This window comes from Pseudarthrobacter sp. NPDC092202 (assembly GCF_044755505.1).
Taxonomy (GTDB): domain Bacteria; phylum Actinomycetota; class Actinomycetes; order Actinomycetales; family Micrococcaceae; genus Arthrobacter.
On the sequence record NZ_JBIVRG010000002.1, the window covers coordinates 391,786 to 413,646 of the forward strand.

Annotated in this window: 21 protein-coding genes; 8 read left to right on the plus strand and 13 right to left on the minus strand. The window is 64.2% G+C overall.

Annotation, left to right across the window (positions count from 1 at the left end; translation table 11 throughout):
- Positions 1–2: 2 nt before the first annotated feature.
- Complete coding sequence (pdxT, locus tag ACIQF4_RS05200) at positions 3–713, minus strand: pyridoxal 5'-phosphate synthase glutaminase subunit PdxT (RefSeq protein ID WP_400516112.1); 711 nt, start codon at positions 711–713, stop codon at positions 3–5.
- A gap of 88 nt (positions 714–801) precedes the next feature.
- Between pdxT and ACIQF4_RS05205 the strand changes: the two genes are divergently transcribed.
- Both ACIQF4_RS05205 and ACIQF4_RS05210 read left to right on the plus strand, forming a co-directional pair.
- Positions 802–2,094, plus strand: coding sequence for a MurT ligase domain-containing protein (locus ACIQF4_RS05205; protein WP_400516111.1), 1,293 nt, complete (start codon positions 802–804; stop codon positions 2,092–2,094).
- Positions 2,091–2,852: a type 1 glutamine amidotransferase gene (locus ACIQF4_RS05210; protein WP_400516110.1), complete on the plus strand. Its 762-nt coding sequence runs from the start codon at positions 2,091–2,093 to the stop codon at positions 2,850–2,852. The genes ACIQF4_RS05205 and ACIQF4_RS05210 overlap by 4 nt, the downstream gene beginning before the upstream one ends.
- A 63-nt stretch (positions 2,853–2,915) precedes the next feature.
- On the opposite strand, the gene ACIQF4_RS05215 is transcribed toward ACIQF4_RS05210, so the two are convergent.
- Positions 2,916–4,235, minus strand: a complete 1,320-nt coding sequence (locus ACIQF4_RS05215) for a CapA family protein (RefSeq protein WP_400516109.1) — start codon at positions 4,233–4,235, stop codon at positions 2,916–2,918.
- A gap of 67 nt (positions 4,236–4,302) precedes the next feature.
- Between ACIQF4_RS05215 and ACIQF4_RS05220 the strand changes: the two genes are divergently transcribed.
- The gene (locus ACIQF4_RS05220; RefSeq protein ID WP_400516108.1) at positions 4,303–6,309 is read left to right on the plus strand and encodes a M3 family metallopeptidase; all 2,007 of its coding nucleotides are present in this window, start codon (positions 4,303–4,305) and stop codon (positions 6,307–6,309) included.
- A 156-nt stretch (positions 6,310–6,465) separates the two neighbouring features.
- Here ACIQF4_RS05220 and pdxS read toward each other — a convergent pair whose 3' ends face one another.
- The 6 genes from pdxS to ACIQF4_RS05250 all read right to left on the minus strand — a co-directional run bounded on the left by pdxS (position 6,466) and on the right by ACIQF4_RS05250 (position 14,701).
- On the minus strand, positions 6,466–7,392 hold the full coding sequence (pdxS, locus tag ACIQF4_RS05225) for a pyridoxal 5'-phosphate synthase lyase subunit PdxS (RefSeq protein WP_350003107.1): 927 nt from the start codon (positions 7,390–7,392) through the stop codon (positions 6,466–6,468).
- A gap of 143 nt (positions 7,393–7,535) precedes the next feature.
- Positions 7,536–8,159: a phosphatidylinositol phosphate synthase gene (gene pgsA, locus ACIQF4_RS05230; protein WP_350003105.1), complete on the minus strand. Its 624-nt coding sequence runs from the start codon at positions 8,157–8,159 to the stop codon at positions 7,536–7,538.
- Positions 8,149–8,736, minus strand: coding sequence for an HIT domain-containing protein (locus tag ACIQF4_RS05235; RefSeq protein ID WP_350003104.1), 588 nt, complete (start codon positions 8,734–8,736; stop codon positions 8,149–8,151). Before ACIQF4_RS05235 ends, pgsA begins: the two co-directional genes overlap by 11 nt.
- An 18-nt stretch (positions 8,737–8,754) precedes the next feature.
- A complete protein-coding gene (gene thrS, locus ACIQF4_RS05240; RefSeq protein ID WP_400516107.1) occupies positions 8,755–10,764 on the minus strand; it encodes a threonine--tRNA ligase in 2,010 nt (669 codons plus the stop codon).
- A gap of 116 nt (positions 10,765–10,880) precedes the next feature.
- Complete coding sequence (locus ACIQF4_RS05245; protein WP_400516106.1) at positions 10,881–14,369, minus strand: DNA polymerase III subunit alpha; 3,489 nt, start codon at positions 14,367–14,369, stop codon at positions 10,881–10,883.
- Positions 14,366–14,701, minus strand: a complete 336-nt coding sequence (locus ACIQF4_RS05250) for a DUF6504 family protein (protein WP_400516105.1) — start codon at positions 14,699–14,701, stop codon at positions 14,366–14,368. The genes ACIQF4_RS05245 and ACIQF4_RS05250 overlap by 4 nt, the downstream gene beginning before the upstream one ends.
- Positions 14,702–14,862: 161 nt before the next feature.
- Here ACIQF4_RS05250 and ACIQF4_RS05255 point away from each other — a divergent pair, with 161 nt between their 5' ends.
- Positions 14,863–15,252, plus strand: a complete 390-nt coding sequence (locus tag ACIQF4_RS05255; RefSeq protein WP_400516104.1) for a hypothetical protein — start codon at positions 14,863–14,865, stop codon at positions 15,250–15,252.
- 22 nt (positions 15,253–15,274) lie between these two features.
- Here the strand turns inward: ACIQF4_RS05255 and ACIQF4_RS05260 are convergent, their stop codons facing one another.
- Complete coding sequence (locus ACIQF4_RS05260) at positions 15,275–15,595, minus strand: chorismate mutase (RefSeq protein WP_066276294.1); 321 nt, start codon at positions 15,593–15,595, stop codon at positions 15,275–15,277.
- Positions 15,596–15,614: 19 nt separating this feature from the next.
- On the opposite strand from ACIQF4_RS05260, the gene ACIQF4_RS05265 reads away from it, so the two are divergent.
- Positions 15,615–16,037 carry a VOC family protein gene (locus tag ACIQF4_RS05265; RefSeq protein WP_350003096.1) on the plus strand — a complete coding sequence of 141 codons (423 nt, stop codon included), beginning with the start codon at positions 15,615–15,617 and terminating at the stop codon, positions 16,035–16,037.
- Positions 16,038–16,079: 42 nt separating this feature from the next.
- Here the strand turns inward: ACIQF4_RS05265 and ACIQF4_RS05270 are convergent, their stop codons facing one another.
- A complete protein-coding gene (locus ACIQF4_RS05270; RefSeq protein WP_400516103.1) occupies positions 16,080–16,841 on the minus strand; it encodes an SOS response-associated peptidase in 762 nt (253 codons plus the stop codon).
- 129 nt (positions 16,842–16,970) lie between these two features.
- On the opposite strand from ACIQF4_RS05270, the gene ACIQF4_RS05275 reads away from it, so the two are divergent.
- Entirely contained in the window at positions 16,971–17,228 is a 258-nt protein-coding gene (locus ACIQF4_RS05275) for a mycoredoxin (RefSeq protein ID WP_066276302.1), read from the plus strand.
- 126 nt (positions 17,229–17,354) lie between these two features.
- Here ACIQF4_RS05275 and ACIQF4_RS05280 read toward each other — a convergent pair whose 3' ends face one another.
- Positions 17,355–18,128: a biotin/lipoate A/B protein ligase family protein gene (locus ACIQF4_RS05280; RefSeq protein WP_400516102.1), complete on the minus strand. Its 774-nt coding sequence runs from the start codon at positions 18,126–18,128 to the stop codon at positions 17,355–17,357.
- Between ACIQF4_RS05280 and ACIQF4_RS05285 the strand changes: the two genes are divergently transcribed.
- On the plus strand, positions 18,121–18,513 hold the full coding sequence (locus tag ACIQF4_RS05285) for a DUF2177 family protein (protein WP_231456878.1): 393 nt from the start codon (positions 18,121–18,123) through the stop codon (positions 18,511–18,513). The genes ACIQF4_RS05280 and ACIQF4_RS05285 overlap by 8 nt on opposite strands.
- Positions 18,514–18,575: 62 nt before the next feature.
- On the opposite strand, the gene ACIQF4_RS05290 is transcribed toward ACIQF4_RS05285, so the two are convergent.
- On the minus strand, positions 18,576–20,288 hold the full coding sequence (locus tag ACIQF4_RS05290) for an ABC1 kinase family protein (protein ID WP_400516101.1): 1,713 nt from the start codon (positions 20,286–20,288) through the stop codon (positions 18,576–18,578).
- Between the two features lie 5 nt (positions 20,289–20,293).
- Entirely contained in the window at positions 20,294–20,833 is a 540-nt protein-coding gene (locus ACIQF4_RS05295) for a PadR family transcriptional regulator (RefSeq protein ID WP_400516100.1), read from the minus strand.
- 368 nt (positions 20,834–21,201) lie between these two features.
- Between ACIQF4_RS05295 and ACIQF4_RS05300 the strand changes: the two genes are divergently transcribed.
- The gene (locus ACIQF4_RS05300) at positions 21,202–21,861 is read left to right on the plus strand and encodes a hypothetical protein (protein ID WP_400579852.1); all 660 of its coding nucleotides are present in this window, start codon (positions 21,202–21,204) and stop codon (positions 21,859–21,861) included.

Below are 21,861 nucleotides of genomic sequence, written 5' to 3' on the forward strand. Positions count from 1 at the left end.
CTTTACGCTTCTCCTCTGATCATGCGGATAAAAAGTTCGTGTACGCGTTTCTCCCCAGTCACTTCCGGGTGGAAGGAGGTGGCCAGCAGGTGGCCGGAACGCACTGCAACAATTCTAGCCGTCCCCGGCAGCGGTACGGCGTGGGACGCGTGCTCCGGGTCGGCGGGCTCAACCTGGGCGAGGATTTCGACGCCGGGACCAACACGTTCCACCCAGGGCCCGCGGATGAAGACAGCGTGGACCGGCGCAACACCGGACGCCGTGGCGCTGAAGTCCAAGCCCTTGAAGTCAAGGTCCGTTTCAAAGGACTCGCGCTGCCGGCCGAAAGCGTTGCGGCGCACGGTGATGTCCAGTCCACCGAATGTCTGCTGCGGAGCCCCGGACAGGTCCGTGGCGGGATCTGCAATGTCGGTGGCAAGCAGGATCATCCCTGCACATGAGCCATACACGGGGAGGCCTAGGGAGATGCGCTCCCGCAGCGGTTCGGCAAGGTCAAAGGCGCGTGCAAGTTTGTCGATGGCGGTGGACTCGCCGCCGGGAATGATCAGCCCGTCCAGGCCGTCCAGTTCCTTGGGCCGGCGGACGCCGACGGCCTCGGCGCCTGTGTCCTCGATGGCCCGCAGGTGCTCACGGAAGTCACCCTGGAGCGCCAGCACACCGATCCGAAGGCCGGATCCCGCGCGCGCAGAAGCAGCCGAAAGGGAATTTGTCATCCATCCAGCATACGGGTGGGCCTATACAGGGACCGGCAGGGAGGGCGTCAACGGCGGTTGCATGCCTTTGCTGGGATATATTCAAAACATGCTCTACTTCAGTGTTCCGCTCGGCAAACTGGTCCGCCGGGTGTCCCGGCTTAGGGGCGGCGGGTCCGCCCTGCCCGGGCTGGTGGTCGAAAAAATCGACCCCGGCTTTATGCGGCGGACACTCACCACCCTCCCCCATGGGGTGGCGGTGGTCAGCGGCACCAACGGCAAGACCACCACCACCAAAATGGTGGTGGAACTGCTGGAAAGCCAGGGCCTGAGGGTCTTCACCAACCGCACTGGCAGCAATTTCACCCGCGGCGTCGCTGCGGCCCTGCTCGGCGAGGTTGACTGGCGCGGCCGGCTGGACGCCGACGTCGCTGTCCTGGAGCTGGACGAAGCGCATGCCGTGCACTTCGTCAACAGCGTCCCGCCGCGCTACTGCCTCCTCCTTAACGTCCTGCGCGACCAGCTGGACCGGTTCGGCGAGATCGACAAGACAGCCCAACTCCTCCAGCACATCGCAGCGAAGACCACCGGAACGGTGGTCCTGAACCGGGAAGACCCCCGGGTGGCCCGGATCGCGGACACCCTCACCGGGCAGGACGTCAAGTACTTTGGCCTGGACGACTCGCTCCTGAGCACCTTCCCCAACGACGACGACATGCGGGCTGCTCCGGGAAGTCCCGCTCCGGCGGGCCTGCCGGAGAAGCCGGCAGCCGACGTCGTCCTTCGCAAGGTCGGCGCGGACACCGCTGAGTTCGAGTACGACGGCGCCACGGTCACCACGGGCATGAAGCTTCGGGGTGTCTACAACATCTTCAACGCCGCCGCCGCACTGACGCTTGCGCGCAGCATCTGCGGCAGCGGCGCCGCCACCGCCAACCACGACGCCCTGCTTGAGGCACTGTCCCGGGTGGCTCCGGCCTTCGGTCGCGGGGAAAGCCTCACCGTTGACGGCCACCCCCTGGACCTGGTCCTGGTCAAGAATCCCAGCGGCTTCCGCCTGGGCCTGAAGTCGTTCCCCGCGGGCGGCTACGCCACCATGATCGCCATCAATGACAACTACGCCGACGGCAGGGACATGTCCTGGCTGTGGGACGTGGAATTCGAGTCGCTGCGCGAGGGCGGGGTTGACCAGCTCACCGGGTCACGGGCCTACGACATGGCACTGCGGCTGCAATACGACGACGTCCGCATCGGCAACGTCGAACCGGACATCACCCCGGCACTCGCGGCCTTCATCAGGGAAGCCCACGGAAAGCCAAAGCGCATCTTCTGCACCTACACGGCGATGCTGGCCATCCGCCGTGAACTGTCCAAAATCACTACCGTGGAGGTTGTCTCTTGAGCCAGGCAGGAGCTGGTCCCGCACAGGAAAACTCCGGGAGCAAGGGGACCCTCCGGGTGGTGCAGCTCTACCCGCGGGACATGAACATCTACGGCGACTGGGGCAACGCCCTGGTGCTCCAGCAGCGCATCAGCTGGCACGGTTACACCCCGGAACTGCTTGAGTACAACGTGGGGGATCCGTTCCCGGAGGACGTGGACATCATTGTGGGCGGCGGCGGCCAGGACAGCGGCCAACTGGTCATCCAGGACGACCTGCAGGCCCGCTCCGGTGTGCTGAAGGACCTGGCGGAGGACGGTGCGCCCATGCTTGTCATCTGTGGGCTTTACCAGCTTTTCGGACACTTCTTCAAGACCCGCACCGGCGCTGTGATCCCGGGGATCGGCATCCTGGATGTTGAGACGCACGGCACCGAGGAGAGGCTGATCGGCAACGTCAAGGTTGCCACGCCTGAGTTCGGGGAGGTGCTTGGCTACGAGAACCACAGCGGCCAGACAACACTGGGCAGCGGCGTGCGGCCTTTGGGCTCCACCCCGAAGGGCATGGGCAACAACAGCAGTGACGGCCACGAGGGTGCCCGGTACCGGAACATCGTGGCCAGTTACCTGCACGGCTCCCTCCTGCCCAAGAACCCGGCCATCGCGGACTTCCTGATCCGGACGGCGGCGGAGCGCCAGTACGGCAGCTTTGTTCCGGGCCATCCGGACGACAGCTACGCGGTATTGGCACGGGAACACGCCGCACGCCGCCCCCGCTGACCAGGCCCGCGACCAGGTTCCCGTCCTGGCACGTTCCTGCGGGCAGGGGCCCGCACCGGAAGGTCAGGGGTCGCGGGTGATCACAAGTTCGTGCGCCCCGGCTGCCGCTGCGCCCATTGCTTCCACGACGCCTGCTGTCCTGTTCCGTGTGGCGGCGTCGGCTTCCTGCCCGGCACAGGGTCCCTGCGGCGCATCGGTGGCCACCGAACACCAGCGGTAGGGATCGCGGACGATGACAGAGGGAGCCCAGGCAAGGTCTGTGGCAGTCCATCTTCCGGAGGCGTCCTGGCCGAACTGCACCCGCACCAGGAGGCCCTCGTTGTTGACCACATACCAGGGCGAAAGCTCCGTGATGCCGTTGCCCAGGCCGTAAACGATCCACGTGCCCTTGTAGCTCTCAATGGGGAGCACGGAATGCGTGTGGTGTCCGTAGACCAGGTTGAACTGGCCGCTGTCCACCAGGGCGTGCGCCACTTCCCGCTGCCGGGCGTTCGGTTCGCTGGCGTATTCGTCTCCGGCGTGGATGGCCGCCAGCACGATGTCCGCCCCCAGCGCCCTGGCCTTCTCCGCTTTGGCGATCATGGTTGGCGCATCCAGCATGTCCACTTGCCAGGGATGCTCGGGAAGAAGTCCGTTGAGTCCGTAGGTGGCCTGGATGATAGCCACCTTCGCGGCCGGAGTCTGCATGATGAGGATCCCTTGCGACTCCTTTTCAGTCCGGTACGAACCCGTGTGTTTCAGGCCGGCAGCGTCCAGCTGGTCCAGGGTGCGCAGCAGCCCGTCCGTTCCACGGTCGATGGTGTGGTTGCTTGCCGTTGTGCAGGCCTGGTACCCCACTTCTTTTGATGCTGCAATGATTTGCGGCGGAACATTGAACGACGGATAGGCTGCGAACGGGCCTTCCGGGCCGGCCACCGGCGTTTCCAGGTGGCAAATGGCCAGGTCACTGTTTTCGAGGTACCGCCGCTGCCCGTCCAGCAGCGGCACGAAATCCAGTCCGGACCTGCCCGACGCCGCCGCGTCCTGCTGCGCCTGCTGCCACAGCTGTGCGTGGACCAGCATGTCGCCGGTGACCAGCACGGACGTGCACCGGAGCACCGGGCAGGCCGGACCCTCGCCGGGCGTGGGAGTTGGCGTCGGGGTTGGAGGGGAAGCCGCAGTGCTGCTGGTGCCCGGGCTGCTGGTGTTCGGGCCGCTGGTGCCGGGGCTGCCGGGACCGGTGTTTGCCAAACCGGTCCCTCCTGCCCGTGACGAGGGCCCGGCCTGTTCCGCGACCAGCCCGCAGCCGCCGAGCGCTCCAGCTGTAGACAGTGCGGCAGCCAGCGCAAGGGCAGGGATGACGCGGCGAAAATGCACCGGCCCCCTGCCGGTTAGAGTCCCCATAAGAGCATTCTAGGGAGCGGCGTGGCTCACATTGAGAAGCGTGGCCCGCTGTGAAAGGTTTTACTTCATGACCAACCCCCTTTTGGCACCCAGTCCCCTGCCCTATGGACTTCCGCCCTTCGCGGAGATCACACCCGCCGATTATGAGGACGCCGTCCGGTCAGGCCTCGCAGAGCACCTGGCTGAGATCCAGGCCATTGTTGATGACGCGGCCCCTGCCACTTTCGAGAACACGGCCGTGGCGATGGAACGCTCCGGCAGGCTCCTGGACCGCGCGGCTGCGTCCTTCTTCACCCTCGTTTCGGCCGATGCATCCCAGGAGATCCGGGATCTGGAAACGGCGCTGGCTCCGCTGTTCTCCGCACACCAGGACGAGGTCTTCCTCAACCGGGCATTGTTCGAACGCTTTGCCGCCATCGACACCTCCGGCTGCGATGCTGAGTCCGTGCGGCTTGTCGAGGAGTATCTAAAGGAATTCCGGCAGTCGGGCATCCAGCTGGACGGGCCTGCCCGGGAAAGGCTCAAGGAGGTTAACGCCGAGCTCTCGCGCTTGGGCACCGAGTTCGGACAGCGCGTGAAAGAAGGAATGAAGTCCGCTGCGCTGCTTCTGGACCACGCAGGCGAGCTGGCGGGACTGCCGGCCGATGACATTGCCGCCGCCGCGGAGGCCGCCCGCGCCGCAGGACATGACGGCAAATTCCTGCTGACACTGATCCAGCCGACCAATCAGCCTGCCCTGTCCGCCCTCGAGAACCGGGGGGTCCGCCGTCGGCTGTTCGAAGCGTCTGCGGCCCGGGGCAGCGGGGGCGGAAGCCTCGACGTGCTGGATTTGGCCACGTCAATGGCCCGGCTTCGCGCCGAAAAAGCAGCGCTTTTGGGCTTCGCCAACTACGCAGAACTGGTGGTGGACCGGCAGACGGCCCCGGATTTCGGGTCGGTCCAGTCCATGCTGAACCGCATGGCGCCGGCAGCCGTGCGGAACGCCGACACCGAAGCCGCTGCCCTGGCCGAGGCCGCGGGCCACCCGCTGGAGGCCTGGGACTGGGCCTTCTACTCCGCGAAGGTCCGGCGCGAACGCTACGACGTTGATGAACAGGCACTCCGCCCCTATTTCGAGCTGGACCGTGTGCTGGAAGACGGCGTCTTCTTCGCCGCCACTTCCCTCTTCGGCGTCACCTTCCACGAGCGGAAGGACCTTGCCGGGTACCACCCCGATGTCCGCGTCTGGGAGGTCCGCGACGGGGACGGCCTGGGACTGTTCCTGGGCGACTACTACACCCGTGAATCCAAGCGGGGCGGGGCCTGGATGAACTCCCTGGTGGAACAGTCGGCGCTGCTGGGAACAAAACCGGTGGTCATCAACAACCTGAACATCTCCAAGCCGCCCGCGGGTGAACCGACGCTCCTGACGCTGGACGAGCTGCGGACCACCTTCCACGAGTTTGGCCACGCCCTGCACGGGCTGTTTTCCAACGTGACCTATCCCCGGTTTTCCGGCACTTCCGTCCCCCGCGACTTTGTGGAATATCCCTCACAGGTCAACGAAATGTGGATCATGTGGCCCGACGTGCTGCAGAACTACGCCCGCCACCATGAAACGGGCGAGCCGCTTCCGCAGGAGGTGGTTTCGAAACTGGAGGCGTCCCGGCTGTGGGGTGAAGGATTTGCCACCACCGAATACCTGGGCGCGGCACTGCTGGACCTGGCCTGGCACGTCCTTGACGGCAGCGACATCCCCGAGGATGCCGTTGCGTTTGAAGACAAGGCCCTGGCCGCCGCCGGCATCGCCCATGCCCTGATTCCGCCGCGCTACCGAACCGGCTATTTCCAGCATGTCTTTGCCGGTGCGGGGTATGCCGCCGGCTACTACTCCTACATCTGGAGCGAGGTTTTGGATGCGGAGACGGTGGACTGGTTCACCGAGAACGGCGGACTCACGCGGGCAAACGGCGACCGTTTCCGCCAGGAGCTCCTCTCCCGGGGAAACAGCCGCGACCCCCTGGAATCATTCCGCATCCTCCGTGGCCGCGAGGCAAGGCTGGAACCGCTGCTGAAGCGCCGCGGCCTCGAATAGCCAGCACTCTCCCTCTGGAGTTTTTGTCCAGATATGCAGGCTTCTACCCCATTAAAGCCTGCATATCTGGACAAAAACTCTTAGGAAACGGACGACGCCGGTCCCCCACCAGAGAAAGGTGAGGAACCGGCGTCGTTACTGCCGTAAGGCGGAGGACTACCAGCCGCGCTCGGCAAGGCGGTGGGGCTGGGGGATTTCATCGACGTTGATGCCCACCATGGCTTCGCCCAGGCCGCGGGAGGCCTTGGCGATGACGTCGGGGTCGTCGTAGAAGGTGGTGGCCTTCACGACGGCGGCCGCGCGCTGGGCGGGGTTGCCGGACTTGAAGATGCCGGAGCCGACGAACACGCCGTCCGCGCCGAGCTGCATCATCATGGCAGCGTCAGCCGGCGTGGCGATGCCGCCGGCGGTGAACAGCACCACCGGAAGCTTGCCGGCAGCGGCAACTTCCTTGACCAGTTCGTACGGGGCCTGCAGTTCCTTGGCCGCGACGTAGAGCTCGTCCTCGGGAAGGGCTGCGAGCTTGGCGATCTCGGAGCGGATCTGGCGCATGTGCCCGGTGGCGTTGGAGACGTCGCCGGTGCCGGCCTCGCCCTTGGAGCGGATCATCGCCGCGCCCTCATTGATGCGGCGCAGCGCCTCACCCAGGTTGGTGGCACCGCAGACGAAGGGAACCTTGAAGTTCCACTTGTCGATGTGGTTGATGTAGTCGGCCGGGGTCAGGACCTCGGACTCGTCAATGTAGTCCACTCCGAGGGACTGCAGGACCTGCGCCTCGACGAAGTGGCCGATCCGGGCCTTGGCCATGACCGGCACGGACACGGCGTCGATGATCTTGTCGATCATGTCCGGATCGGACATGCGGGAGACGCCGCCCTGGGCGCGGATATCGGCCGGAACGCGTTCCAGCGCCATTACAGCAACGGCACCGGCGTCTTCGGCGATGCGGGCCTGTTCGACGTTGACGACGTCCATGATGACGCCGCCCTTGAGCATCTCAGCCATGCCCCGCTTGACGCGGTTGCTGCCCGTGACGCTGTTCGCGGACGTACCGGCCCCGCTGCTTACATCAGGTGTAGACACAAAAACCCCTATGGGTAGATAGATGACCTTCGCCGGGCATGCAGGGCGGCACAAATGCCATCTGTGCACACACCGGGTTGCCGGATCCAATGACCGGGCAGTCCTAATACTAGTCTCACCGCGGCCGGCCGGCTTAATTCGCGTTAATCGGCAGTGGACGGTTCCGCGAGGGCCTGCCGGCGGACCGAAACCACGCGCTGGACCACGGTGATCAGGCTGGCGACGGCCAGCAGCAGGAGAGTCACCAGCAGGACCACCTCAGGGAGCCCAAGGCCGGTGAATCCGGTGACAACCAGTACTGAGACGAGGCGCTCGGCACGCTCGGCGATTCCGACGTTGGCTGTGAACCCCAACGATTCCGCTTTCGCGCGCGCATAGGAAACCACCATGCCCAGGACAAGGCAGACGATGGCTGCGACGGCGACCGGGACGTTGGCCCCGCCGGTGAAGAACCATACGGCCACGCCCGCGAACAGGGCGCCGTCTGCAATCCGGTCCAGGGTGGAGTCCAGGAAGTTGCCCCAGCGGCTGCCCACGTCCCGCATCCTGGCCATGATGCCGTCCAGGACGTCGGAGAAGATGAACGCCGTGATGAACAGGGTTCCCCACCAGAGCTGGCCGAGCGGGTAGAACACCAGCGCACCCACCACCACTCCGGCGGTGCCGATGACCGTTACTGCGTCAGGCGAGATTCCGATTTTGAGGAGCCAGCGGGCAAGCGGGGTGAACAGCGCGGTGAAAAAGCCGCGCGCGTGCTTATTCAGCATGCGTCTCCCCGGGCCAGGCGTCGGCCACCTGCTGGCGGACCTCGTCGAGGGTCTGGGTGATGGCTTTGGTCTGGGCGATGATGGGGAAGAAATTCCCGTCGCCGCCCCAGCGTGGCACGATGTGCTGGTGCAGGTGCGCGGCGATGCCGGCACCGCCCACAACTCCCTGGTTCATGCCCAGGTTGAAACCGCCCGGATTGGCCACTTTGCGCAGCACCCGCATGGCCGTCTGCGTGAGGTCCGCAAACTCCGCCGTCTCATCGAGCGTCAGGTCGGTGTAGTCCGGAATGTGGCGGTAGGGGCACACCAGTAGATGCCCGGGATTGTAGGGAAACAGGTTGAGCACCACGTAGCACGTCTTTCCGCGGTGGACGATGAGTGCTTCCTCGTCCGACCTTCCGGGACCGATGCAGAAGGGGCAGTCATTTTCGTTCTTGAACTGGTGCTGCCCGCCCTTGATGTACGCCATGCGGTGCGGAGTCCACAGGCGCTGGAAGGCGTCCGGGACACCGGCGAGGTCAAAGTCGTCGGTAACGCCGGCATCTCCTGGATACCCTGCGCCTGTGTTCTCCTGCACGGTGATGTTCCGTTTCCGCTAGCTGGTCCGGTTACGGACGGCTTCCGTGATCCGTTTGACTGCCTCTGCCACGGGCACGCCGTTGTCCTGGCTTCCATCACGGAAGCGGAACGAAACGGCGCCTGCTTCGGCATCGTCCCCGCCCGCGATCAGCACGAACGGAATCTTGTCCTTGCTGGCCGTTCGGATCTTCTTGGGGAACCGGTCCGAGGAGGTGTCCACTTCGGCGCGGATGCCTGCGGCCTTCAGCTGGTCGACGACGTCGAACATGTACTCGTTGAAGGTCTCAGCAACCGGAATGCCCACCACCTGTACCGGTGCCAGCCACGCGGGGAACGCTCCGGCGTAGTGCTCGGTCAGCACGCCCATGAAACGCTCGATTGATCCGAACAGGGCACGGTGGATCATCACGGGCCGCTGCCGGCTGCCGTCTGCAGCCTGGAACTCAAGTTCGAAGCGTTCAGGCAGGTTGAAGTCCAGCTGGATAGTGGACATCTGCCAGGTGCGGCCAAGGGCGTCCTTGGCCTGCACCGAGATCTTGGGGCCGTAGAAGGCGGCTCCACCCGGATCCGCGACCAGTTCCAGGCCGGATTCCTCGGCCACTTCGGCGAGGGTGCGGGTGGCTTCTTCCCAGGCCGCGTCCTCCCCAACGTACTTCTCCGGATCCTTGGTGGACAGCTCCAGGTAGAAGTCGTTCAAGCCGTAGTCCTTCAGGAGGTCCAGCACGAACGTCAGCGTCTTGGTGAGCTCGCCCTTCATCTGCTCGCGGGTGCAGTAGATGTGGGCGTCGTCCTGTGTCATGCCGCGGACCCGGGTCAGGCCGTGCACCACGCCGGACTTCTCATACCGGTACACGGAGCCGAATTCGAAGAGCCGCAGGGGCAGCTCGCGGTAGGACCGTCCCCGGGAGCGGAAGATCAGGTTGTGCATGGGGCAGTTCATCGGCTTGAGGTAGTAGTCCTGGCCGGGTTTGCGGACAGTGCCGTCCTCGTTGAGTTCGGCGTCCACGTGCATCGCGGGGAACATGCCGTCCTTGTACCAGTCCAGGTGGCCGGAGACCTCATACAGGTGGCCCTTGGTGATGTGCGGGGTGTAGACGAACTCGTAACCGGCTTCGACGTGGCGCTGCCGGGAGTAGTCCTCCATCTCCTTGCGGATGATGCCACCCTTGGGGTGGAAGACCGGAAGGCCTGAACCGAGTTCATCCGGGAAGGAAAACAGGTCAAGTTCCGAGCCGAGCTTGCGGTGGTCGCGGCGTTCTGCCTCTGCGATGCGTTCCTGGTAGGCCTTGAGGGCGTCCTTGGTGGGCCAGGCCGTGCCGTAGATGCGCTGCAGCTGCTGGTTCTTCTGGTTGCCCAGCCAGTAAGCGGAGGACGAGCGGGTGAGGGCAAAGGCGTTGGAGATGAGCTTGGTGTTGGGCAGGTGCGGGCCGCGGCAGAGATCGCACCAAACGGTGGTCCCTTCCTTGCGCTCAACGTTGTCGTAAATAGTGATATCGCCTGCGCCGACCTCGACGTTCACGCCCTCGCCTGCCTCGGCGGCCTCGTTTTTCTTGCCCAGCAGTTCGAGCTTGTAGGGCTCGTTCTTCATGGCTTCACGGGCTTCGTCCTCGCTCACGACGCGGCGGACGAACTTCTGGTTCTGGTTGATGATCTTCTGCATCATCTTTTCGAGGGTCTTGAGGTCCTCGGGAGTGAACGGTTCTGCCACATCGAAGTCGAAGTAGAACCCGTCAGTAATGTACGGGCCGATGCCCAGCTTGGCGTCGGGGCGCAACTGCTGGACAGCCTGGGCCATGACGTGGGCGGTGGAGTGGCGGAGGACGTTAAGGCCGTCGGGAGAGTCAATGGTGACGCCTTGGACGTCGGCGCCTTCCGGCAGCTCCTGGTCAAGGTCCTTCAGCTCGCCGTTGACGCGGGCTACAACAACATCACGGCGCTCAAAGAAGAGTTCCGCACCGGTTGTCCCGGTAGTCACCTTGGTCTCTTCGCCATCGACGAGAAGGGTGATCTGCTGGGCATCTGACACGGGTGTCTCCTATTCAAAGTTAAGGCTTCATAGCTTGTGGCATACGGGGACCACAGCCAGCCATCGTCAATGCTATCGGTTCCGCTGAGGCCCGACCAACGCGGCGCACGGAAGGGTCAGCCGCTGAATCCCGTTATGGCGAGGCTCCTGCTGATTCCATCCAGCGGATGCGGGGCTTCCGGTTCCTGCGGACTGGAATCCGGGAAGGGCAGGGTCTCTGTCCTGCCAAGGTCCCAGGCCATGCTTGCACTTAGGCTGATCCCACGAGGCCCGGTCCGCCGGGTTGTCCCGCGGATCAGCAGCAGTCTGGTCCCAAAGAGGAGCATTCCGGCTTTTTCCTGGGCTTCGTGGAAAAAGACCGAATCGATGCAGCCGGTGCCGTCGTCGATACTGATGAAGACCACGCGCCTCCCGCCCCTCATGGGCGGCGTCTGTGTTGCCACCCGCACTCCGGCCACCAATACCTCCGTTCCGTTGCGCAGGCCCAGGAGTTTGTCCGCCGTGGTGACACCAAGCCTGTCCAGCATGGGCCGGTGGCTGTCCATCAGGTGGCTGCTGACGTCCACGGCCATCAGGTCCAGTTCAGCCCGCACGTTTTCCACAATTGTTGGCGACGGGAGCCCCGGCTTAACATTGCGCAGTTCAACATCCCCCAAGGGCAGGGACAGCTGGCCCTCAAGGACTTCCACGCCTTTCCGCCCACTGCTGGACCCCTGGATCTGCTGCAGGTGGTGGACGAGGTCGGCCCGGTTTGCCGTGCCGCCCGCCTCACGGTGAAGCGAATCAAAAGCCCCCAACTGGGCCAACCGCTTGATGTTGGGTTTGCTGACCCGTGACCGCGCCCTCAAGTCCGCTAGGGAGTCATAGGGCTGGCCCGCGACGATGCGTTTGAGTTCTGTTATAGAAAGCCCGTAGATGCCGTTCAGGCTGAGCCTGATACCCAGTTTTCCTGCGTCCTTGCCTTCTTCGATCCGTTCCACCCGGTACTCGGCCTTGCTGCGGTTAATGTCCAGGGGAAGGATGGGAATCCCGAGCCGCCGGGCTTCCGCCACCAGGAGCCTCTTGGGGTACATGCCGGGATCGTGCTCCCACAGGCCGGCAAGGAACGCTTCTGGATGATGGGCCTTCAGCCAGGCCGACTGGTAGGTGGGAACGGCAAAGGCGGCGCCGTGTGCTTTGCAGAATCCAAAACTTCCAAAGGCCTTCAGCGTCCCCCAGACGTTGTCCACCACCTCAGGCTGGTAACCCTTGATCCTGGCAGCTTTGCGGAAGAATTCCTCCACCCCCAGTTCGAGTGCCTCATTTCCCAGGGCCCGGCGGAACTCGTCAGCGCGGGCCAGGCCGCATCCGGTCATGACATCAAAGGTCCGCAGTATCTGTTCATGGAAGACGGTAACGCCATGGGTTTCCGCCAGCACTGGTTTAAGGTCCGGATGCGGATAGACCTCGGGGGCGAAGCCGTGCCGGTGTTCCAGGAAGGGCCGGACCATGTCCGACTTCATGGGGCCGGGACGGAACAGCGAAATATCGATGATGAGATCGTTGAACTCCCGGGGCGCCATCTTGCCGATCAGTTCCCGCTGGCCGGGCGATTCAATCTGGAAACAGCCCAGGGTGTGGGTGCTTCTGATGAGATCAAAGGTGGCTTCGTCATCAAGGGGAACTGCGTTGAGGTTGATGTGGCCATTGTCAGCAATGTAGTCGGGCCCTGTGCCGTCAGGTCCGGACGGATGCCTTCCGGCGGCCACCACTTCCTGTTTGGACGGGTGGATGCGGATGACTTCACGGACGGCAAACGCCATGGCGCTCTGCATCCGGACTCCCAGGACGTCAAGCTTGAGCATGCCCATGGGATCCATGTCGTGCTTATCGAACTGGCTCATGGGCAGGCCCAGCCCGCTGGGCTGCACAGGGGTGCGGTCCAGGAGGGTAGCGTCGCCAAGGATGACGCCACAGGGGTGCATGGAAATGTGGCGGGGCAGCCGGTCCAGGCGTTCCGTCAGGTCAACCAGCAGGTCAAGCTGCTGGTTCCCGTCCTGGTCGCGCTGCTCCACCCGGCCGGCGAATTCCCGGAGTTCAGGTTTTTCCTGCAGTGCCTCACGGAATTTCCGCGCAGAAAAACGCCACAGCTGCTTGGCGATCTCCCCCACCTCGTCGTCGTCCATACCCAGCGCCATTCCCGCGTCCCGCACCGCACCCCTGGCCCGGTATCCGTTCTGCATGCTCATCAGGGTGACCCGCTCGGAACCGAATCTCTTGAAAATGCGGTGGTAGACGTTGTGCCGCTCCGCGCTTTCAACGTCAATATCGATGTCCGGAAGGGTGGCACGGTCCTGTGAAAGGAACCGTTCAAAGATTAGGTCGTGCTGCAAGGGGTTCACCTGGCTGACGTCAATCAGGTAGTTGACCAGGCTTGAGGCGCCTGATCCCCGGGCAGCCGCCCGCACTCCCATCTCCTGGATCATGCGTGATACCTCAGCGACGGTCAGGAAGTAAGAGGAAAACCCGAGGTTGCGGATGATGCCCAGCTCATGGTCGAGCCGGGAGAGCATCCTGTCTCCGGCAGCGCCAGCAATTCCCGGAAAGCGCCGGCTGATACCGGCCTGGCACCGCTGGACCAGTTCAACGTGGGGATCCTGGCTGATGCCTATGACTGAGGCTTCGGGCACAACCGGCTGCTTCCAGCCCATGTCAGTGACCGGATCCATCCGGCAGCGGTCGGCGAGCGCCTCTGTTTGCGCCATCAGCTGTTTCAGGTCCGCGGCACCGTATCCTGCCGCTGAAATTATCTCTTTGCCCAGCCGGAGCATTTCCGGTGAAGACTTCAGCCATCCCTGGCCGGTTGGCTGAAGCAGCGGTTCATCCGCGAGTTCAGGCAGGGATTTCAGGGTGCGGGCTGAGTCGAGAACATCGGCGGTGGGGGCACCGTCGGCTGCGCAGTACCTGACGGCGTTGGTCAGGACAGCAGGAACATGATGCTCTTCGGCAAGCCTGAGCATCCGGACGGCGTGGGCTGTGCTCAACGGCTTTCCCGGTGCGCTGAGCTGGGACACGATCTCGGCCACCAGCGAGCCTGCGGGCATGGCCTCCAGCCACTGTTTGAAAAGGGTGCGCGGGCGAAGGTAGCGGCGCCCTCCCATGGCCCGTCCGACGTCGGAATCAGGCCCGATCAGGACCGTCAACACCGGTTTGAGGGTTTGGGGATCAAGGGTGCGGGAAGCCAGCTCAGCCCGGGTGACGGCCACGGGGACTGCTCCCCCGGCTTTCCCCGTGGTGCGGGCGTGGGCGTCGGAAATCAGTCTGCAGAGGGCACGGTAGCCTGCCCCGTTGTTGTGTCCCCTGGCCAGCACCACAACCCTTCCAGCCAGCTGCGTGCGGTGGTCGCCGTCGTCGTCGAAAACGGCAAGGTCAACCCCAACGATGGGGTCGATGCCTGCTGCCATGCATGCCTTGAGGTGTTTGATGGTTCCGTACAGACCGTCCCTGTCCGTGCAGGCGAGCGCGGTTGCGCCGTCAGCGGCCGCGGCCTGCGCCAGTTCCTCGGGCCACGAGACGCCGTAATGGGCACTGAAAGCGGTGGAGACGTGAAGATGGGTGAAACTCATGCTGTCCTGGGCCGGAGTGCGTCATGGATGCGCAGGAGCCGCCAGCGGCCGCTGCGGATATGCCTGGTGAGGTCAAGGGTCAGGGGTTCTTCCGGCGCTTCAGAACCTCGCCCCGGATTGGATGGAAGGACTTGGACGCGCCAGATCTCATGGTCCACCACTCCGGGTCCGCTGCCCAGCGGCGCGCGGCTTTCTTCGGCCCACCATTGCCTGCGTTCGTACCAGCGCACGGGTTCAGTGCAGACGGTATAGGACCGGCCTGCCCACAGCAGGCTGCTTGGTTCGCCGTCCGCAGCGCACTGGACATCCACGGATTCGCTGAACATACCCATGGCGCCTCCCCGGCTGGATAGAACTGGAAATTTTCGAACACATATTCGAATAACATCAGTCTACCCCTGCCCGGAACGGGAGCATAGATGGGCCACGGGAGTGACAAGAAGATTGGCCGGCAAGGGTGGACGGACCGATCGCCAGGGAGCAGGATTGTGCCATGAAAACCCAAGACGCACTTCTGAAGCAGGCAAGCATCACAACCCAGGACTCCACGGTGGTGGCCACGTTCGATATAGACGGCTCCATCCCGGATTCCGGTGCTTACGTGGTGGGGCTGGTGGGGGCTACGCCCGACTATTCCTCGGAGCGGAGGCTGTGTATTGAGTTCATGAACGGGAAGGCCATTGCCTTCTATTCCTTCAACCGGGAACAGGGGGTCGAGGAAGACTACGACCTCTCGGGTGTGAGCCATTCAGGGAACAGCATCACCGGGAGCTTTCCCCTTGCTGCCCTGAACGGGCTGGGCAAGGGACACCTCATGTCAGCCTTCAGCGAGGCGGAGGGCAGGGAGTACCAGCACGGGGTCCCCGTGGAGGAAAACCTGTAAGCAGGGCCTGAACCGCGGCAGATCAGCTGTTCTCTTTGTGGACCTTCAGTTCCAGTTCAATAAAGCCGGAGATCATGGCCCGGTACGTGGACTCAACGATGTCCGGGTCAATGTCCTTCTTTTCCGCGGCTGAGCGGACATGCTCAATGATCCGCTCCACCCGGCCGGGCGCACGGACCTCGGCGTCGTCGCCCTTGAGCGTCCCGGCAATACGGATCAGCCGTTCGCGGCGGGCGATGAGGGTGACGATCTGTTCATCCACTTCGTCAACAGCAACCCGGACGGCAGCGAGCTGTTCCTTGTCGGCCAAAGCATCTCTATCGTTTCCTTGAATTGTCGCCATCGTCTGACAGTATCGAAGCATGCAGCCAAGAGTCGACTTCATTTCGCTGGGCGTCCGCAGTGTTGCCGCGTCCCGGGCCTTCTACGTTGACGGGCTTGGCTGGCCCGTCCACCGCGAGGTTCCCGGTGACGTGGTGTTCATCCAGGTGAATCACGGGCTGGTGCTGTCGCTGTGGGACGTGCGCCAGATGCAGGCAGATGCCGGCGTCACGGCATCCGGAGCTGTCCCCTGCATCACGTTGAGCCACAATCTTCCCGGTACTGAGGACGTGGACCGCGTTATGGAGGAGGCCGCCGCCGCTGGGGCGGAGATCATCTCCGAGCCCATCACCCAGCCCTGGGGCGGTTACAGCGGCTACTTCGCGGACCCGGACGGATTCCGCTGGGAGGTGGCCTACAACCCCACCTGGGCAGTGGACGACGACGGTGCGGTCACCGTTTAGTCGCTTCGCCCGGCTTGGTCCGGGCTGCTTGAGGGCCTGCTGCTAGAAAAGGGCTTCCACGGGTTGAATCAGTTCGGGCCCGTTGTTCCTGACGTTGCCGATTTCTTTCCCTACGGATTCCACGTGCCAGTCAGCGGCCACGTCCTTGACCCCCGCCCGTACCAGGTCCACAAGTCCTGCCGGATCATCGGCCTGGGGGTCAAGCCAGGCCTGCATGGTGGCTTTGTCCATGGGCAGGGGGACCCGGTCATGGAGTGCCGTTAGTTTTCCAAACACGGTGGACTCACTGCCAGGCGGGGGCGTGTCAGTGGTCAGGATGGACGTTGAGAGCAGCCACCCGCCAGGCTCCCCTGCCGGCCAGGAGGGATCCTTCCACCACTCATAGAGCCCCGCGAACGCCAGGCCGTGGCCAGCGGCCGGGTGCACGTAGTAGGGCTGCTTGGACTTACCCGGGCCCTGCTTCCACTCGTAGTAGCCGTCTGCCGGGACAGCGCAGCGGCGGGACTGGATGGCTTTCCGGAACGCCGGCTTTTCAAGGACGGACTCGCTGCGGGCATTGATCATCCGGGAGCCGATGCCGGGGTCCTTGGCCCATGACGGGACCAGCCCCCAGCGGGCCACATGGAGCTGGCGGACGTGCCTGTTTCCGGATTCGCCGTCCACCAGGCGTTCAAGGACGATCGGGACGTCGTCTGTCGGTGCCACATTCCACGACGGCGGGATGCTGACTTCGTCCTCAAGCTCGGCGTCGAACTCGGCAAGGAGGTCCCCCACGGCGCGTGCCATTACGTAACGTCCACACATGGATCCAGCATGCCATCGCAGGCAGGAGCTGTCATCCGAGGGAGCCGGCAGGGCTCGGAAGTGGGGAATAGCGGACTGCACGCTACCGTTACAGGAACGAAACCGTTATCAAGCACAGAGGAGAGCTCCGTGGACTTCACTCCCGAATCCGGCACCATCACCATGTTTTCGACCACCTGGTGCGGCTACTGCAACCGCCTGAAGAAGCAGCTTGACGCCCAGGGCATTGGCTACACCGAGATCAACATCGAGGAAGTGGAAGGCACCGCCGAACTCGTGGAGCAGCTGAACGGCGGAAACCAGACCGTCCCCACCGTCCTCTTCCCGGACGGCACCGCCGCAACGAACCCTTCCGCTGCCGAGGTCAAGCAGCGCCTCGCAGCCTAGCCGGTACCCCACCCCGGCCGGCACACCCGGCACACGAACCGGGGCTCCGGGCCTGGGACGAACGGAGCGGGACCAACATTTCCCAATGTTGGTCCCGTTTGCTGTGCCCGGCAGCAACCAGCCGGGTCATGCCCCCAGGCTGCTGAACGAAGCGGTTCTCAGTGGCGCATGGCCGGCATAAACGGAAAGCAGGGCTTCCTCCACCGCTGCGACGTCCACGCCAGGCACCAAATCGTCCACCGCCCCTGCCGTGGCAGGATCCCAGTCAAGCCCCAGGGCAGCGTAGCTGTCGGTCAACACTTTGCGGATCGGCGCCGAGTTTTCCACCACGATCACCGAACTGAACAGCCACCCGCCGGCCACCACCCGCTGCGCGGTGCCCACGAGTTTGATCCGATGGGCGCCGTCAGAGGGATCCGTACCGTGCACACTGAACTCGCCGGGGCAGTATTCCCCGGGAATCTCGCCCACAGCCGCCCGCACGCCCACCCGGCGCAGGGCGTCCGCAAACAGTTCCCCGAAATATCCGAACCTGGTCTTGGAGCCGGCGATGGCGTCCGCGTCCGGTTCAATATGGTCCACCACCAGGGTTCCCTCGTGATACGCGGCCGCCCGCCCTCCTGCCCGGCGGACCAAGGGTTCGAAGCCATGGGCACGGCAGGCCCGGGCGGCGGCCTCGAATCCCGGCAGGCGGGTGTCACGCTGGCCGAACGCCACCGTGGGGGCGGGCCGGTACAGCCGCAGCGTGGGGCCAATGTCTCCGCTTTTGGCCCTGGCCAGCAGTTCCAGGCCGAACTCCAGGTCCCGGCCGGCGCCCAGCGTCTGTTCCTGCCGCACCACCGTCAGCGCGCGGGGCCGCGGACCGCCGTCGTTCATATTGCTAAGCTCCCTTATGGTCATACTGCAATTCCTCGTTGTCGCCGCCGCCTTCGCCGCGATCGACGCCGTCTGGCTCAAACTGATGAACCCCTTTTACCGCAGCCATATTGGCGAGCTGCTGGCGGACAAACCACACTTAGGTTACGCCGTGGCGTTCTACGTCATTTACATCGCCGGGATTGTGTTCTTTGCACTGCGGCCCGCGCTCGACGGCGGCAGCTGGCTCACGGCCCTGGGCTATGGTGCGGCCCTGGGCGCCTTCGCCTACGCCACCTACGACCTCACCAACGCGGCCACCCTGAAGGTATGGCCGCTGCAGCTGATCGTCGTGGACATGCTGTGGGGCGCTGTGCTGACCGGCCTGTCAACACTTGCAGGCTGGCTGGTTTTCCACACCCGGACCTAACGCTGGCGCCAAGGCCGCCCCGGCAGTGCCCAGGCAGCGGCTGCACCCGGGGCACTGCCGCTTCAGAGCCCGCGGCGGCCTGCCCACATCCCGTGCAGCAGCGGGACCGCAGAACCTGCCATGAGGATGCCGCCGAGGACGGCGTCGTCAGCCCGCACGATGGCGCCGGCGATGAGCAGGGCGGCAAACACCAGGGCAGAAGCAGAGCGCCGGTTGGTGCGGTCCAGCCGGGCGATCTGCCGTTCAAGACGGGGGTTGGCAACAGCGAGGGAGCCTTCCTCAAGCCGTCCGGCCAGTGCGTCCAGCCGCTTAGGCAGGCGCAGCGCGGTCGCTGCGGCGTCGAGGGCCTGCTGGGCCACGTCCTCCACAATGTTGCCGCGCTCGTCGCGCAGAAGCCTGGCCGCGTACGGTTCCACGGAATCCCACAGGTTGAAGCGCTCATCGAGCGAGCTGCACACCCCGGAGGTCAGCGACATCGCCCGGATGATGAGCAGGAAATTCTCCGGAAGCTGGAACGGCAGCGAGCGGACCACGTCGCCGAACTCCACCGCGAAGTCGCGGAACTCCCTCGGATCCACTTCCCGGAGCTCGGCGAACCCCATGCCGCCGAAGCGGGCGAAAAGGTGCGTCATGGCTCGCTCCATCTCCACGGTGTCGGCTGACGGCGCCAGCACGCCGACGTCGTCGATCGCCGCCACCAGGCCCCTGCCGTCGCGCGCGGCGGCCGCTATCAGCAGCTTCCTGAGTCCAGCTCGGGTGGAGGAGGTAATTTCGCCCATCATGCCGAAATCGATGAATGTCAGCTTCCAGGGGCGGTCCCCCGCCGCTGCGGCCACGGGTGTGACGAAGATGTTTCCCGGGTGCGGGTCGGCGTGGAAGAAGCCGTTGGTGAACATCTGGTCGAACATGACCGAGGCGAACACCGGGGCCACCTCGGCCGGATCAATGCCGGCTGCCCGGAGCGCCCCGGCCTCCGTGATCTTGATGGCCGTAACGTCTTCGAGGGTGAGCACGCGGCGGGTGCTCCGCTCCCAGGCAACGCCCGGCACGCTGACCCTTCCGTCGCCGGAAAAGTCGACGGCGAAGCGTTCCGAATTTGCGGCCTCGTGCAGGTAGTCGATCTCCTCGAAGCTTGTCTGCGCAAATTCCTCCACCAGGGCCGGCATATTGGCGCGGCTGGACACCAGCCGGATCCGGCTGAGCCAGCTGCCCACCTTCCGCAGGGCGGCAAGGTCGACGTCGACAATCGCGTCGATGCCCGGACGCTGCACCTTGAGCACCACGTCGGAGAACCCGGTGTCGCCCGCATCAGTGGAACGAAGGCGTGCCCGGTGCGCCTGGCCCAGTGACGCGGCGGCGATCGGCGCCTCCTCCACGAACGCGAACACCTGTTCAAGCGGAGCGCCCAGCTCCTCCTCTGCCAAGGCGCGGATCGAAGGAAACGGAACCGGCGGCACCTCGTCCTGGAGCCCCTCGAGCTCTTTGGTGATCTCGGGCGGCAAAATATCGAGCCGCGAGGAAAGGAACTGGCCTACCTTGATCATCAGTCCGCCGAGTTCCACGGCCAGTCCATGGAAGCGCCGGGTGAAGCGCTGCATCCGCCGCGACCGCGTCCGTTCCGCGATCCGGGCAAGACCGATCCGCGGGAGGACCAGTTCAAACCACCACGTCACCGCCAGGTTCCAGGCGGCAAAACGCAAGATGCGGCGGTAGCGGGCACGGATGTCTCCGGCGCCCGGGGCCGAGGCGGCCTGCGCGAGGCGGACAGATGCCACCCGGGTCAGTCCTGGGCGAGGATCGCGTAGATTCGGCGCCGTGCGTCGTCAAGCACTGCCACGGCCTGCTGCACCTGTTCGGCTGAGCCCGTGCGGCCAACCTGGGCTGCAGCCTGCGCGAGTTCCACCCCTGCCTTGGGCAGGGATCCAAACCCGCCGGCATGGGAACCGGGTGAGTCCCAGGGCGTTGCCCCGTGGTCCTGCGCAACTTCTTCACGGCCGGCCTCGGTGAGCGAATAGATCTTGCGGCCGTTGGACTCCTCGGCGCTGACGGTCCCCTCGTCCGCGAGCAGCTGCAAGGTCGGGTAGACGGAGCCGGCGCTGGGCTTCCAACTGCCGCCGCTGCGCTCCTCGATCTCGCGGATGATCTGGTAGCCGTGCATCGGCCGCTCAGCGAGGAGCGCCAGCACCGCGGACCGCACCTCACCCTTGCCGGCGCGGGTTCCCGCGCGTTTTTCAAACCGTGACCGCAACTCCTCAACGGCCTGCCACATGCCGTCGATGTTGCTTCCGCCGAATCCGGCTGCCGGGTATGAACCACGCATGATGCTCTCCTTTGAAAACCGCCAACGATATACAACGATACTCAACGATACATCCACCGGGCCCGGCGGTTGCTGCCGCTGTGGCATTCTGGAATCGCGCCAAGTGGTGCTTCGCATCAGGGCCCGGAGTCTGCTCGGGTGCCGCTACGTCTCGTATCCCTAGGGTTTCGAGGCGCAAAGGTTTTGAGACACCCAGATTGGGAACCCTAAACGGTCACGCCTAGGGTTCGGCGCGGGTAACCGGCAAGGTGCGTTTTACTAGGGGGACATCGGTAGCGCTACGGTTGTGAGATGGGGGAATTAGCAACGCGGGGACAAAGACAAATACCGGTGCTGGACGCACTGTTCTGTGTTCCTGAGGTTGGACGGTGAAATTGTCCACGAACTTCCGATCTCTTGTATCCGCGTTCCTTATTGCCTCTGTGCTCCCAATGATCGCTGCCTGCTCGGGCAGCGATCAAGGGAACTCGGAGCGTCGAGTTATCGCCGAAAATTTCAGTGAGCTTGTCAGCACTGCACTTGGTGACCCCAACCTTCAAGAATTCGACAGAGAGGTCCTCGAACGGGCTGAGCGTACGGGACGTATCGAGCAGGCTGACTACGACGAGGCCTACAGTCGTTTCGCCCAGTGCATGGAAACGTCGGGAGAGCCGGTAAACCTGACCAAACTCAGTAATGGTCTGTACCGGGTGGAGAACGCTCCTCTTTCGGATGGCGAGACGATCGAGTCTGCAATGTCGACCGTGACTACGTGTTCGGAAGGGACAATCAGCCGGTTGGGTGAGCTGTACAGCATTCAGCAGGGAAACCCTGAGTTGCTCGCTAATCCTTATGAGATCGCGTACAAGTGCCTTGAGTCCAAAGGCCTTGTTGATTCTGACCTTCCTCTTGAGGAGTTCCAAAAGGCATTCCGCTCCGAAGGGGATGGGGAAAGTTCCCTCGAGGAGCGCATGCCCTTTGACCCCTATGGCGATGAGGCGCAGGCCTGTTTCGCCGGGGCCAACATGAGCATCGGCAAGGCATCCTGA

Bases quoted from the DNA above. Each gene is read 5' to 3' on its own strand.
- pdxT (WP_400516112.1), bottom strand. From the start codon at position 713: ATGACAAATTCCCTTTCGGCTGCTTCTGCGCGCGCGGGATCCGGCCTT.
- ACIQF4_RS05205 (WP_400516111.1), top strand. From the start codon at position 802: ATGCTCTACTTCAGTGTTCCGCTCGGCAAACTGGTCCGCCGGGTGTCC.
- ACIQF4_RS05215 (WP_400516109.1), bottom strand. From the start codon at position 4,235: ATGGGGACTCTAACCGGCAGGGGGCCGGTGCATTTTCGCCGCGTCATC.
- ACIQF4_RS05220 (WP_400516108.1), top strand. From the start codon at position 4,303: ATGACCAACCCCCTTTTGGCACCCAGTCCCCTGCCCTATGGACTTCCG.
- pgsA (WP_350003105.1), bottom strand. From the start codon at position 8,159: ATGCTGAATAAGCACGCGCGCGGCTTTTTCACCGCGCTGTTCACCCCG.
- ACIQF4_RS05245 (WP_400516106.1), bottom strand. From the start codon at position 14,369: ATGAGTTTCACCCATCTTCACGTCTCCACCGCTTTCAGTGCCCATTAC.
- ACIQF4_RS05250 (WP_400516105.1), bottom strand. From the start codon at position 14,701: ATGGGTATGTTCAGCGAATCCGTGGATGTCCAGTGCGCTGCGGACGGC.
- ACIQF4_RS05255 (WP_400516104.1), top strand. From the start codon at position 14,863: ATGAAAACCCAAGACGCACTTCTGAAGCAGGCAAGCATCACAACCCAG.
- ACIQF4_RS05260 (WP_066276294.1), bottom strand. From the start codon at position 15,595: ATGGCGACAATTCAAGGAAACGATAGAGATGCTTTGGCCGACAAGGAA.
- ACIQF4_RS05265 (WP_350003096.1), top strand. From the start codon at position 15,615: ATGCAGCCAAGAGTCGACTTCATTTCGCTGGGCGTCCGCAGTGTTGCC.
- ACIQF4_RS05270 (WP_400516103.1), bottom strand. From the start codon at position 16,841: ATGTGTGGACGTTACGTAATGGCACGCGCCGTGGGGGACCTCCTTGCC.
- ACIQF4_RS05285 (WP_231456878.1), top strand. From the start codon at position 18,121: ATGGTCATACTGCAATTCCTCGTTGTCGCCGCCGCCTTCGCCGCGATC.
- ACIQF4_RS05280 (WP_400516102.1), bottom strand. From the start codon at position 18,128: ATGACCATAAGGGAGCTTAGCAATATGAACGACGGCGGTCCGCGGCCC.
- ACIQF4_RS05295 (WP_400516100.1), bottom strand. From the start codon at position 20,833: ATGCGTGGTTCATACCCGGCAGCCGGATTCGGCGGAAGCAACATCGAC.